10 protein-coding genes are annotated in these 13,710 nt (G+C 45.9%); 6 read left to right on the top strand and 4 right to left on the bottom strand.

Features of this window, described 5'->3' with window-relative positions; all coding sequences use genetic code 11:
• Positions 1-125 precede the first annotated feature (125 nt).
• Positions 126-1,343 (top strand): MFS transporter, encoded by a 1,218-nt coding sequence (locus PQ469_RS03625; RefSeq protein ID WP_274211772.1) that lies wholly within the window; start codon positions 126-128, stop codon positions 1,341-1,343.
• A gap of 80 nt (positions 1,344-1,423) precedes the next feature.
• On the opposite strand, the gene PQ469_RS03630 is transcribed toward PQ469_RS03625, so the two are convergent.
• From PQ469_RS03630 to PQ469_RS03645, 4 genes are all read right to left on the bottom strand, one after another.
• Positions 1,424-2,146: a hypothetical protein gene (locus PQ469_RS03630; RefSeq protein ID WP_274211773.1), complete on the bottom strand. Its 723-nt coding sequence runs from the start codon at positions 2,144-2,146 to the stop codon at positions 1,424-1,426.
• A 69-nt stretch (positions 2,147-2,215) separates the two neighbouring features.
• Entirely contained in the window at positions 2,216-2,524 is a 309-nt protein-coding gene (locus PQ469_RS03635) for a 2Fe-2S iron-sulfur cluster-binding protein (protein WP_274211774.1), read from the bottom strand.
• Between the two features lie 2 nt (positions 2,525-2,526).
• Positions 2,527-3,537, bottom strand: coding sequence for an NAD(P)/FAD-dependent oxidoreductase (locus PQ469_RS03640; RefSeq protein ID WP_274211775.1), 1,011 nt, complete (start codon positions 3,535-3,537; stop codon positions 2,527-2,529).
• 75 nt (positions 3,538-3,612) lie between these two features.
• Entirely contained in the window at positions 3,613-4,512 is a 900-nt protein-coding gene (locus PQ469_RS03645; protein ID WP_255369793.1) for a LysR family transcriptional regulator, read from the bottom strand.
• A gap of 382 nt (positions 4,513-4,894) precedes the next feature.
• Here PQ469_RS03645 and PQ469_RS03650 point away from each other — a divergent pair, with 382 nt between their 5' ends.
• From PQ469_RS03650 to PQ469_RS03670, 5 genes are all read left to right on the top strand, one after another.
• On the top strand, positions 4,895-5,434 hold the full coding sequence (locus PQ469_RS03650; protein WP_274211776.1) for an acyl-CoA thioesterase: 540 nt from the start codon (positions 4,895-4,897) through the stop codon (positions 5,432-5,434).
• A 61-nt stretch (positions 5,435-5,495) separates the two neighbouring features.
• Positions 5,496-5,699 carry a YqaE/Pmp3 family membrane protein gene (locus PQ469_RS03655; RefSeq protein ID WP_090642816.1) on the top strand — a complete coding sequence of 68 codons (204 nt, stop codon included), beginning with the start codon at positions 5,496-5,498 and terminating at the stop codon, positions 5,697-5,699.
• Between the two features lie 363 nt (positions 5,700-6,062).
• The gene (locus PQ469_RS03660) at positions 6,063-9,197 is read left to right on the top strand and encodes a hypothetical protein (protein ID WP_274211777.1); all 3,135 of its coding nucleotides are present in this window, start codon (positions 6,063-6,065) and stop codon (positions 9,195-9,197) included.
• Between the two features lie 170 nt (positions 9,198-9,367).
• The gene (locus PQ469_RS03665) at positions 9,368-10,714 is read left to right on the top strand and encodes a sigma-54-dependent transcriptional regulator (RefSeq protein WP_274211778.1); all 1,347 of its coding nucleotides are present in this window, start codon (positions 9,368-9,370) and stop codon (positions 10,712-10,714) included.
• Between the two features lie 669 nt (positions 10,715-11,383).
• The gene (locus PQ469_RS03670) at positions 11,384-13,195 is read left to right on the top strand and encodes an AAA family ATPase (protein ID WP_274211779.1); all 1,812 of its coding nucleotides are present in this window, start codon (positions 11,384-11,386) and stop codon (positions 13,193-13,195) included.
• Positions 13,196-13,710: the final 515 nt, after the last annotated feature.

Raw genomic sequence — 13,710 nt, forward strand, 5'->3', positions numbered from 1 at the left:
TGCTTATGACTTAGAACTTGACCTGAAAATGTTATATCAATGTAAAGTGTAAAAAACACACCAACTAAATTAGCCTGATGGCCCTCATATCCTTAAATTTGCGCCGTTAACAATATCAAATACGCATGGAGGCAGAAATTAGCGCGGATACTACATCATCAAAGGTCAGCTTAACTATTATAGGCTTTGTAGCATTCACTTTTATTGCCTACGTTTCCATCGGGTTGTCGCTGGCTGTGCTGCCGGTATTTATTCATCAAAAACTGGGGTTTAGCGCTGTGGTGGCGGGCATAGTAATCAGCCTGCAATATATCACTACTTTTTTGTGCCGCATGTTTGCCGGTAATATGGTAGATAAGCGGGGGCCGAAGCCTGCGGTTACCATGGGCATGGCTGCTTTTACCGCAAGCGGCATAATGCTGCTTTTTGCCTGGCTGCTGCGCGACATGCCGCTGATAAGCCTGGGCATGCTGATAATTACCCGCCTGGTAACCGGCATTGGCGAAGGTTTTGTAGGATCGAGCCCTATTAACTGGGCCATATTTGCAACCAGCGACGAGCACACTGCTAAAGCAATATCATTTAACGGCATAGCCAGCTACGGAGGTATCGCCGTTGGTGCGCCGCTTGGGGTAATTATTAGCAATAGCTTTGGTTTAGGTGCCATAAGTTTGCTGATTGCAATGCTTGCCTTTGGCGGCTTTTTATATGCCAAAAACAAAGCGGCGCTGCAAGGCAGCAGCAAAGCGCCCCGCCAGGGGTTTTTACAGGTATTAAAAAAAGTATCGCCATATGGTATCGCTATGGGGCTTGGCGGCCTGGGGTTTGGTACCATATCAACCTTTATAACACTATATTACATGGCCCTTAAATGGCAGGGCGCGGTATTGTGCCTGTCGGCCTTTAGCGGTATGTTTATTTTGGGGCGTTTGGTTTTTTCAAAAGCCATCAACAAATATGGCGGTATGAAAACCAGCCTTGTTTGCCTTTCGGTAGAAGTGATTGGTTTACTGGTGCTGTGGTTGGCCCCTGTGCCATACCTGGCTGTAATAGGTGCTGGTATTACGGGGCTTGGTTTTTCGCTGGTATTCCCGGCCCTTGGTGTCGAGGCGGTTAAACTGGTTCCTGCATCTAATAAAGGTGCGGCACTTAGCGGCTACAGCCTGTTTATCGATATGTCGTTAGGCTTAACCGGCCCGTTGGTGGGCTTTGTGGCCAGCCAGTTCGGGTTGATGTATATTTTTCCGTTTAGTATGGTTATGGTGATGATAGGGCTGGGGATGGCGGTTTGGCTCTTTTATAAAAGAAACCCCTTCAGCGCCCCTCTAAACCTCCCCCGGTAGGGGAGACTTTTTGATTTTCTGGGGCCCTCCCTTCCGGGGAGGGTTTGGGTGGGGCTCCGCCAGGAGACAAAAGTACAAGTTCATTTTTTCGATTTCCAAATGGCCAGCTTACTCCAAAATGATTTTTTAACCTCATGTTGGGTCTTGATATCGCCATAATATAATTTGGAGTTTCGCTCTAATTCCTGGTGCATAACGTTATGTTCGTCATGCGTTTTGCCATAATTTAAAAGATGAGCACCCGGCTCTATAATAACGGGCTTGCTAAATAATTCCTTTATGGAATCATATCTGCTACGTATAAACTCGTTTGAAGGCCATGCGAAGTTATCCATACAAGCAACTTCCAGCGCACCATTGGCATAAAAGTAATGTGATTCAGGAACCCAGGCTATTAAAAAGCCAGGACCTATATCGTGCCCATAATCATAAAACTGTATCATGCTCAATTGCCATCCAAGTGCCATCCAGGTATCCCATGGCGGGGCATCGCCACCATCAACATATCCTGCGCTTTCGGCTTCGGGTGCACCATCAACAACTGTTGAATCCGGGTCGAATATCATAATCCGGCCATAATGGTGCAATTCAGAAACAGGAATCAATTCCACTCCAGATTCAACTAACAAGGCCGACCGTGTTGAAATAATCTTGTCAATAACAGCAGACTTTTCACTATCCGAATTTTCAGGATAAAAGTAATGCGGCGATAATTCCTCTGAACGAAACAGGTTGGTATTAAAGTTATTATTGACTTTTTCTATCCACGTTGCGGTTTCTTGGATCACTTTAATTATATCCATAGATAAGGTTTGTATTAGAATGTATAACGCAAGAATTTTTCTGTCTTGCTACTTGATACTAACTACTTGCTACTTTAATCTTACCACCAGTCCATCCATTTCTTCGGTAACCCGCATCTGGCAGGCCAGGCGGCTGTGTTCGTCGGCGTTGGGCAGGGTATCCAGCATATCGAGCTCATTATCTGTGGCATGAAAATATTGTTCGGGGCCTCCAAGTACCTGTACGTGGCAGGTGGCGCAAAGGGCCATGCCGCCGCAGGTGGCCAGCACATCGTATTCGGATGCTTTTAAAACCTCCATCAGGCTCAGGTTGATGCCTTCGGGGATTTCAACAGGCTGGCGGGCGCCGTGGCGGTCTTCAATAATTAAGTTGATCATGGTTAAAATTCGGTTACGCCGTAAACGGTGGTGTATTTAAAACTCAGTTTTTGCTCGGGGTAAACGTACTTGAAGGCGCTTTGGGCCATCAACGCTGCTTCGTGGAAACCGCAAAGGATCAGTTTTAGTTTACCGGGATAGGTATTGATATCGCCGATGGCATAAATGCGCTCCACGTTGGTGCTGTAATCCCTGGTGTTCACCTCAATAGCCGAAAAGCTAATGTTTAAGCCCCAATTGGCAATCGGGCCCAGTTTGGGGCTCAAGCCAAACAGCGGGATCAGGTGATCGGCAGCTATATGGCTTACCTCGTTGTTCCTGTCGAGCAGGGTTACTTCCTGCAAATGGCCTTCGCCGGTTAAGGCTACTACGTTTGATTTCAGGATAAGGTCTATCTTGCCTTCGCGGGCCAGTTCAAAAACCTTTTCGGCAGAGTCGGGCACACCGCGGAAGGTATCACCACGATGAACCAGGGTAACACGTTCGGCTACGTTGGCGAGGAATATCGCCCAATCCAGCGCAGAATCGCCACCACCGGCCAAAACTACTTTACGGTCGCGGAACAGTTCGGGATTTTTTACCATGTAGGCCACGCCTTTGCCTTCAAAATCAAGCAGGCGATCAATCTCCGGCTTGCGGGGTTCAAAGCAGCCCAGGCCGCCGGCTATTACTACTACCTGGCAGTGTACGGTGGTATTATCGTTGGTTTGGATAGTGTATGAGCCGTCGTGGTTCCGGTTAACAGTTTCAACCCGTTCGCCCAGGCTAAAGGTGGGATGGAAGGGCGCTATCTGCTCCATCAACCTGTCTACCAATTCCTGCGCGGTAACTTCGGGGTAGCCGGGGATATCGTATATAGGTTTGTGCGGATAAATTTCAGAAAGCTGGCCACCTACCTGGGGTAGTACATCAATCAGGTGGCAGCGCATTTTTAAAAGCCCGGCTTCAAAAACCGCGAATAAACCAACCGGCCCTGCGCCAATAATGCAAATATCAGTATCAATATGTTCCATAACCTGCTCTTTAATTCAGCACTCAAATGTGGCTGTAAAGCGGGTGACAAACAAATGATATAAAGTAATATCCGATTACTTTAAGTTATAATTGGCCAGGCAGAAACGTTTAAAAAGTTCAATCAGTTTGCTGTTTTTTCCATGGAGCTGGATGAACTGGAAGGTGCGGAAAATCTCGAGCCCTTTTATATCGATAATGCTCAGTTCGTTATACTTCAACTCGCTTACTACCGATTGGATAGACAGGAAAGTAGCTGTATCTGAGTATAAAAGGTATTGTTTTATGGCGATGCTGCTCTCCAGCTGAATCTCAATGTTCAGATCTTTGGGGCTGATTTGTACACTTGCCAGTGCGTCGTAGATTACATCCAGGGTACCCGATCCGGCCTCGCGCAAAACAAGGGGAATATCCAATAACTGCTTCGGGCTTATTTCGGCCTTTTTTGATAACTTATTGTTTGCCCTGGTTACCAACACTATCTCATCCTTGGCAAATGGCGAATAGGCCAGCTGGGGTGAGTGGGACGAGCCTTCGATGATGGCAATGTCCAGCTTCTCGTCCATAATCATTTGCGAAACCTGGTCGGTATTGGCCTGTATGAAGTTGAAGGTGATCTCGGGGTAAGTTTTCTTGAACAGCGCCAATATTTTGGGCAAAATGGTTTGGGCTACCGTAGTGCTGGCCCCGATGTGCAGGGTTCCCGCCTCGATGTTGTTGAGCTGCGCCAGTTCGGTTTCAAGAGCGCTGTAAGTTTGAAAAATCTTATCGGCGTAGTGCACCAATACTTTGCCGGCCGTAGTAAGCACAATGTTGTTTCCGTTGCGCTTAAACAGCTGCACATTAAGCTGCTGCTCCAGCTCCTTAATATGCTTGGTAACGGCAGGCTGGGTAATAAACAGCTCGTTAGCCGCTTTGGTAAAGCTAAGCCGCTGCGCAACCGTATAAAATACCTTTAACCGAAAATCGAAGATCATTGGGTTAAAGGTAAGGGTTTAATTTTTAACCGGGAAACTGTGTGTACCGGTACGGGATGAAACACCCTGGTACGCCCTGAGACGCCCTGGTACACCCTGAAACACCCTGGTACACCCTGAAACACCCTGGTACGCCCTGAAACACCCTGGTACGGGGTGAAACACCCAGGTACACCTGCAATTGTTGGATTTTAAAATATTAAAAAGAGCAAGGGAATAGCACGATTCCTCACTTGCAAAGGGGAGGTAGGGGTTAAATCAGGCGGTCAGGTCGCCTTGTAATCTGTTGTGCGGCGAAACCCATCCCTGCCTTTGCGCTCAATTTCAACCGCACTTTAACTCTTGATTCTTAACTCTTGGCTCTTCTCCCTATATTTGCACCATGACAGGAAAATCGCCCAAAGAATCATATACCATCATGAATGAACTGGTATTGCCCAATGATACCAATACATTAAACAACCTGATGGGTGGGCGCCTGCTGCACTGGATGGATATTGCGGCGGCCATATCGGCACAAAAGCATTGTAACCGTATTGTGGTTACGGCCTCGGTTGATAATGTTTCGTTCCAGGCGCCGGTTAAACTGGGCGATGTAATTAGTATTGAAGCCAGGGTAACCCGCGCTTTTACCACATCGGTTGAAGTGAGAATGGATGTTTGGGCGCAAAATATACCATCGGGGACCAAAGTTAAAAGCAACGAGGCCTATTATACTTTTGTAGCCTTAGATAACGACGGACAAAAAACCCAGGTGCCGGTATCATTGCCCGAAACTGACGAAGAAATAGCTTTGTACGAAGGCGCACTTCGCCGCCGCCAGCTGCGGTTAATACTGGGTGGCAAAATGCAGGCCAACGACGCAACCGAACTGAAAGCCTTGTTTTTTGGCGAGCAATTGCCCCTGAATTTGAAAGATTAATTTTAGTAACAATTGCGGCCCGGCTGAGTCAAAAGGATATCAACTTAAAAATTAACCGGCCATGAGATACTTTCTGTGCTTTTTATTTCCGCCGCTGGCCATTTTAACAACCGGCCGCATTGGCGCATTTATACTCAATATATTTTTAACCCTGTTTTTCTGGATCCCCGGCGTAATTCACTCCATACTGGTCACCAGCGATTATTATGATGCGCGCAGGCACCGCCAGTTAATGCGCGCCACACGCAGGGCACGATATTGGTAATTGGGTTTCATGTGAATGGTTGATGAGCTGAGTGGTTTTTAATATGTTTTAAACAGGCTGCCCTGGCTTGTTGTATTTTATCGGGATATTTTCCTGCTTTGCTGGCTATTCCTTTTTATTTTCTTTTTGATAATAAAAATTCCTTTACGTAATTATACTTAACTAATAATTAGTATTACTACCTGTGTACTTAGGTAGTGCCCCTCTTTTCGTGCTTTGTATTGCCTCCTAATTTTACCCCGTAAATAATCCAGGAGTAAGCAAAAATCCCTTGATGTTAATTGTACCTGTAATACATCATTAAACAGAGTAGCACCCGTGAGCCGAAAAGGGAATTAGAGTAGGCACCAAATTATCTATCTTATGGGAAAGATCCACACAAACGCCGGCAAAACAGGTGTACAACAAAATGCCGGCGATGAAGAAATGGTTATTACGCCGGGCGGGCCACGTCCAAAATCAATGGTTCATTATATTGAACCGGGGCATCATGTTAGCAGCGAAGGCGGCCGGTTAAAAATGATCCACACGGCCACTGCCAAAGTGGTTAAAGATTTTGGCGAAATACCCAAACATAATAAGCAATCAGAAAGCCGGGTAGTTAGGGCAAAGCCTTTAAATAAGTTAGGTGGTGGCGCTACGCCAGGCCCTATAACCGATGGCTGGATAATAAATTCCGAATGGACTAATACTACCGGCAACCCGATAAGCTACTTCAGCTCAAAATGGGTTGTTCCGCCGGCGCCTGCTACAGATAACGGGCAGCTTGTTTATCTTTTTAATGGCATCCAGCAAACCAATTCGGGGCCGTTTATCCTCCAGCCCGTTTTACAATGGGGCAATTCGCCGGCCGGCGGCGGCAGCAACTGGGCAATTACCAATTGGTATGTTGATGGGCAGGGCGGCCTTGCTTTACATGGCTCATTGGTAAATGTAAACCCCGGCGATGAATTGCAGGGAGTGATGACTTTAACAGGGCAATCGGGCGGTACATGTGATTACCAGTCGTCATTTATTGGCAATCCAACTGCCGACTTAACAGTTACCGGTATCGACGAGCTTAAATGGGCCAATGAAACCCTTGAATGTTACGGATTTTCGGCATTTTCTGATTATCCGGATACCGATTTGACAGCCTTTTACGATATCGAAATAAAGCTAAGAACATCCAATTCGCCGGTAACCGATGTGGAAGCTAACATCAATTGGCTGGCCGATAACAGCGTAACGGATAACGGCCAGCAATGCGTAATTGTAAGCAACGATAGCCCCGCGGGCGAAGTTTATTTGTATTACCGGGGTGTAACGCAAGGCATGTATTTTGTAACCGATAAAAGCACCTATGGTAAAGACGAAGTAGCCGACGTAATTTCGACAGCCGGCGGTAAATTTACCGATGCATTTTGGCTGGTGCTCGAAGGTTTTACCAAAGACCAGGTTACCAAAGATCAGCCATCGGCCCTTCATCCGGCCCTGTCGGGAGCATTTAATAGCCTTGCCGGTGTTACTATTACGCCAAACCCGGCTAATGTGGAGTATGAGGACCCTGCGGATTTGTATACCCCACAGCGCATCAGGTACCCTTTTGATGTAACATTCACATCAACAAGTATGTTCCCTGCTGTAGGCTCGGCCCCCATATTTGAGCAGTTGAATGCCACTATAACTATTGAGGGGAATACGTTAAGCGCCATCACTTTATTTGAGCTGGTATCGGGCGCCGATCCATATTTCACTAACCTCGATCCTTCAAATACCCATGATGTATTTTACCTGAGCCAGGACCTGCGGGTGTTTTCGGTAAGCGCGGGCCATAGCCCGGTTTCGGGCGCGCCGGCATTTACCAGTGATCCGTACACCTCCATTCAAAACTTTTTAGGATTTTTAAATTCAAACACATCCTTTACCAATCCGGGTGCGGCTGATCCTTTGAATGCCCTGCCGGGCCAGTCGGGTTACGAAACCGGCGATTCGTCGGTTACACCTTTGGATGGGGCGTCGCAAAAAAATTACAATTTTGCCATCGCCCGGGTACGCTTACAGGATGCCGCATTAGCCTCTGCCGATAACGTAAGAGTGTTTTTCCGGCTTTTTGTAGCCCCCTCATTTGATACCGATTTTCAGCCTGCAACTACTTACAAAAGTACATTGGGAACCAGCGGGGCCGATAATGGCAAGCCCATATTCCCGTTAGCGTCGGGCGATGGTATAACAGATCCATCGGGCCAGGCCGTTAAAACTATTCCCTTTTTTGCTACGGATGCCGCCGGTACACATGATTACGATTCGTCGGTAGCCAACGCTAATATCCGCAATATAGTTATCCCGGCGGGGCACAATAAAACCTGGGCCTATTTTGGCTGCTACCTGGATGTATATGATGCCGGCAATCAAGCCAAATTCCCCGGAACACACCACTGTATTGTAGCCGAGATTGCTTATGACGATGCGCCTATCATCAACTCAGGCGGGGTAACCATGAGCCCCGAAAATTCAGATAAACTGGCACAGCGCAATTTGCAGATCACTTCATCGGGCAATCCAAGTTATCCCGAAACACATCGTATCCCGCAGGCTTTTGATATGCGCGCAAGCGAGGCCGTTGCTACCACACCCGGCTTACTGCTTGATTATCCCGACGAACTGATGATTGACTGGGGCAATACGCCGCATGGCAGCGTAGCCAGCCTTTACTGGCCGCAAATTAACAGTGCCGATGTGCTGCAGCTGGCATCAACGCTGTACAGCACTCATTTATTAGCCGCAGCCGATGCCAACACCATTAAATGCCAGGTTACCAAGGGTGTTACCTACATCCCAATTCCGGTTGGCACGGGCAAAAATTTTGCCGGCCTGTTTACGCTCGATTTACCGCAAGGGATAACAGTTGGCCAGGAATTTAACATCAAGGTGCGCCGTGTAACTTCGCGCAAGCCCGAGCAAATTAATGTTGTTACCGTACTCAAAGAGAGCCACGGGGCCATTAACGTTGGCGGCAGGGGCAAGCCCATGCGCAACTGGCGATATATTACCGGCACCTTCCAGGTTAAAATACCGGTAGGTACCGATAAAGCCCTGCTTGGCCCCGAAGAAAATACGCTGGCCATTTTAAAATGGAGGCTGGAAAACATGCCGCAACAAAACCGCTGGTACCCCGTGCTGGAAAGATACGTTAGGGATGTTGCCATGCGCGTTGATGGTTTTGGCGGCAATTCGGTATCTGTTAAACCATCGCTGGATGGTGTGCCAACCAAAATAGCTGTCCACGAAAAACTGGTGGAGTACCGCGGCAAGGTAAGCGAAGTTGTTTACAGTTGCTTTGGCGACCTGGAGGGTTTTGCACTGGATAAATGCTGTACCAGACCGCATTTATTTAAATGCACCGAAAAATCTGTTGGCGAACTGGTATCCCGCGCCTGCAAAGAGCGCTGGACGATAGCGGTGTTTGTAAACGAAAAACAGGACGATAAGATCTGCGAGATCAGGGTATATCCCTGATTGAGATAGCTTTATCAGGTGCAAAGGCTGGCCGTAAGGTCGGCTTTTGTGTTTTACAGCCGGTTTGGAAAAAAAGCCCCATCGCACACGCAAGGTTTAAGCCCAATCCAACTCAATCAACTTAATCCAACCTAATCAACCATTCACCAAAAATTCCCATATTTGCCCCGATGCAAAAAGGTAAGCTATTAATTATTGACGATGAGGAACGCCTGCGTAACCTGATGGCCCGCATTTTGCAACTGGAAGGCCATGAGGTAATTACCGCAGGTACAGGCAAAGAAGGGCTGCGTAAATTACAGCAGGAGAATATCCAGGTTGTTTTGAGCGATGTTAAGCTGCCCGATACCGATGGTATTACGCTTACCGATACCATTAAAAAAGCATACCCATCTACCGAGGTTATTGTACTTACGGCCTATGGCACCATCAACGATGGCGTAAAGGCCATTAAGGCGGGCGCTTTTGATTATATTACCAAGGGCGATGATAACGAAAAGATAATCCCGCTGGTAAGTAAAGCCATGGATAAGGCCCTGCTGCAGCAAAAGGTACTGGAACTGCAAAGTAAACTGAACGATAAATTTGGGTTCGACAGGCTGATAGGCAGATCAACAGCCATCGGCGATGTTATTAAGCTGGCCCAAAAAGTAGCCTTAACCGATACCACTGTTTTACTATTGGGCGAAACCGGTACCGGGAAAGAGATTTTTGCCGAGGCCATTCACCAGGCCAGTAACCGTAATACCAAATCGTTTGTGGCGGTAAACTGTAGTGCTTTTACCAAAGAGTTACTGGAGAGCGAACTGTTTGGCCATAAAGCCGGCTCATTTACCGGCGCTGTTAAGGATAAAAAAGGATTGTTTGAGGAAGCATCGGGCGGTACCATATTTTTAGATGAAATTGGCGAGCTTGACCACGACCTGCAAGCCAAACTGCTCCGTGTGCTGGAATCACAGCAGTTTTTAAAAATTGGCGATACCAAACCTACCCAGGTTAATGTGCGCATACTGGCGGCCACCAACCGCAACCTGCAAACCGAAATTAACGACGGCCATTTCCGGTCGGATTTGTTTTACCGTTTATCCGTTTTCCAGATCACGCTGCCACCATTGCGCGAGCGTAAAAAAGACATCAAGTTACTGGGCGAGTATTTTATGCAATACTTTGCCCTGAAAGTTAAAAAGCAGGTAAACCAGCTTAGCGACGAGTTTGTAAGCAAATTGGAAGCCTATAACTGGCCCGGCAATATCCGGGAGTTTAAAAACGTAATTGAACGCGCCGTAATACTTACCGATAATAATATTCTGGACGAGAGCCTGCTGCCTTACGAAATTCAGCAGCAACAGGTAAAGGCCGGGGCACCTATCTCGGCATTTGATCTTTCATCTGTAGAGAAACTCCATATTCAGCGGGTACTCAACCACACCCATGGCAATCGGGCCGAGGCTGCCAATTTGTTAAATATTGGGGTGGCTACGTTGTATAGAAAGTTGAAGGAGTATGGGTTGGAATAAGGGGAGGAAAACTATCGTCTGCCCACTGTCATGCTGAGGTACGAAGCATCTATTCGCGAACTTTGCTGGTGGTTGTGCATGGCGTACAATAGATCCTTCGCTATCGCTCAGGATGACAGAAAATGAAACTTGCCGCGCCGCTGCCGCGAGTTTAAACTCGTGGTAAAACATGGTTTCAGCTTTCAGCTGAACTTGCAAACACGGTTAACATAATTTCGATTTATTTTTGCTTAAGTGATTTATAATAAATGACTTATAATAAAATCATGGTTAACATGTGTTAACCATGATTTTTGCGTTTTTCGTATTGCTCCGATATGAAACTTAAGGTTGCTGCTGTAATGCCGCTTAGCCCCACGTACGGGCAAAACTTCCTATGCCCTGCAGCAGCATAGTCCCGCATTGTTTTGCCCGTTTTCACCCGAAGCTGTTCTGCTGACGGGGAGGGGTAAGATATTTCGTAAAGAAACGATCACAAGTCCCTAGCCTAGTTCTTTACACAAGACTGCGCGAAAAGGGGAAGGCTGCTTTTGTTGCTATAGGGTTTCTTACGTAAAAGGTTGTTTAAAAAAGTTAGAGGGTATAATGTTGAGGTTGTAGTTATGAAACGAGCTTTATTTGTTTTCGGCAATATAAGCTGTAATTTGCGAAACTATAAGCCGCTTTATCATGAAAATTAAAAGTTTTACGATTCGCAATTTCAAAAATATCCGCTTTGCCAAATGTGATGATGTGCCTGATTTCCTTGTTATTTGCGGGAGTAACGGCTCAGGAAAAAGCTCAATTCTTGAGGCGATAATGGCAGCAAAACGCACAGCCTCCAATAAGGCAGACGCCAATGTTTATAAAAATTACGTATCAGGCCACGCGCATCAGAGTGAAGTCGAATTAAATATTGAACTACCTGAAGAGGAAATTACTGAAACTAATAGCGGGATGGCTCCTCATCTTCAAGCAAAGAATAAAAAAAAATTCACTATAAAACTGACAATAGCCAAAAACGGAGCTTCCAGTATTGTAACAGAGCCTAATAACTTTACAATAAACACGCTGACTGGTATATCGAAGGATTCCGGATTTTTTGATTATTTCAGTGCACATCGGGAAAACAAGCGAACAGAAATAAGTTTGTGGAATCCTGCTTCAACCAATGCTCAAAATGTTTATGGGAATTTGGACAATGGTTCCAATAAGTATAGCCAGGTTAAAAATTATCTCTCCGCGTTGAAAATGGGAGACTTGCAAAACTTACAGCGGAGCCAGCTTGCTGGCGAAATAAAAAGCTTTGATTCCCTTAAGGAGATTCGCGTCTTTTTTAACGGAATATTTTCACCAATGCGCTTCAATGACGTGTACATTGATAGAACGCCTTTTTATTTCGAGATTGAAACGCCGGCGGGCTCAATCGATATTGATGACTTAAGTTCAGGAGAGAAAGAAATACTTAATACCTATATTCATTTTCATCAATTGGCAACCAAAGGTTCTATTATATTAATGGACGAGCCGGATGCTCATTTGCATCCCGAGTTGCAGAAGCGTTACCTTGAAGTTTTAAAAAACATTGGACAAGGTAATCAGCTTATGCTCACAACTCATTCACCCGAAATGATGGCAGCCGCTGGTTCCGAGGCTTTGTACACCGTTATTAAATTTCCGAAAGACATTAATGAAAATCAATTTGTCCAGGTTTCTGGCAATGAAAAACTTCATCAGGCATTAACGGAAGTCATGGGAACCAGTGGTTTTGTGAGTCTGAATCGCAAAATTATATTTATTGAGGGCGAATCCGCCTCGACAGATGTTGAATTTTATAGTAAATTATTCCCGGCTAACCAATACAACACTACCTTTGTACCAGCCGGGGATTCAACAATGCTTAAAGCAGTTTCAGACAAGGTTTTCTACTTATTAGAACAGGGTGACGGGTTTCAGCAGTTCTATTGTATTATTGATGGGGACATCGAAAACAGACATCAGGCCACGGACCGTCTTTTCAAGTTGCCCGTTTATCATGTGGAAAATTATCTGTTAGAAGAAGTTTGCATACTAAAGGTTTGCCGAATGCTTTTGGGTGCCAAATCTGCAGTAGAAACCGTTGCGGATGTTACGGCGAAACTCCACGAGGCAGTTATGTCAGACCAGCATTTAAGATCATATACAAGATCTTTGTTGGATAGCCAAATTTATGCCCAAGCGGAAAATGCAAAAAATCTCATTTTCCAGGGAAAGTTTGAAGATCTTAAAAATATTGAAAAAATTCATTTCGAATCCTTGATGAATAATTCTAAAGTGATAATGGAACAATGCTTAAAAGATGGTTCTTGGAAGCAAAAATGCAAAGGCAGGGACGTTCTCAAAGAGTTTTGTCGCAACAATCAATTGAAATATGAGCAACTGCGTAATGCCCTAATTTATAATATTGGAACTCCGCCGCCGGATTTAGCCGTTATTATCAGGGAAATTGTTGAAAAGGTTTAAATCTGAACAACATTATTTACTTCTGAGTATATCCGTAGTATTTATTCGTCGATATTGACTTATTTCGCGTATGTCTTGCGGGAAATATAGGGGTTAATAGTAGGCTTGTGGCTTCAAAGAAGCCATTGTTTTTGTATTAAGGTGAATTCGCGTTAACGATTGCAGCGGATACCGGCCTCGCGCCGAATGCCCGTGCAGTATAAGCGGAAAGCGTGGGCCGCAGGCAACGCCCTTTTAGTAGCAAGTAGTTAGTATCAAGTAGCAAGACAAAACAGCGCAACTAAAATTCTGGCTATCCTTTAATCCTAAAAATCAAGGTTCAGACAAAAAAGATCAACTTAACAACGGGCCGTTCCAGCTGCGGCGGGGTTTTAACCTGTGGCTAAACTGGTTTCAGCTTTCAACTGAACTGTGAAGCCAAAGGCTTCAACCCGCTTACCCACGAGTTACGCTACGCTAACCTCGCGGGAGTTCGGCTAAACTGGTTTCAGCTTTCAACTGAACTGTAAAGCCCT

It is taken from the genome of Mucilaginibacter sp. KACC 22773, from assembly GCF_028736215.1.
Taxonomy (GTDB): domain Bacteria; phylum Bacteroidota; class Bacteroidia; order Sphingobacteriales; family Sphingobacteriaceae; genus Mucilaginibacter.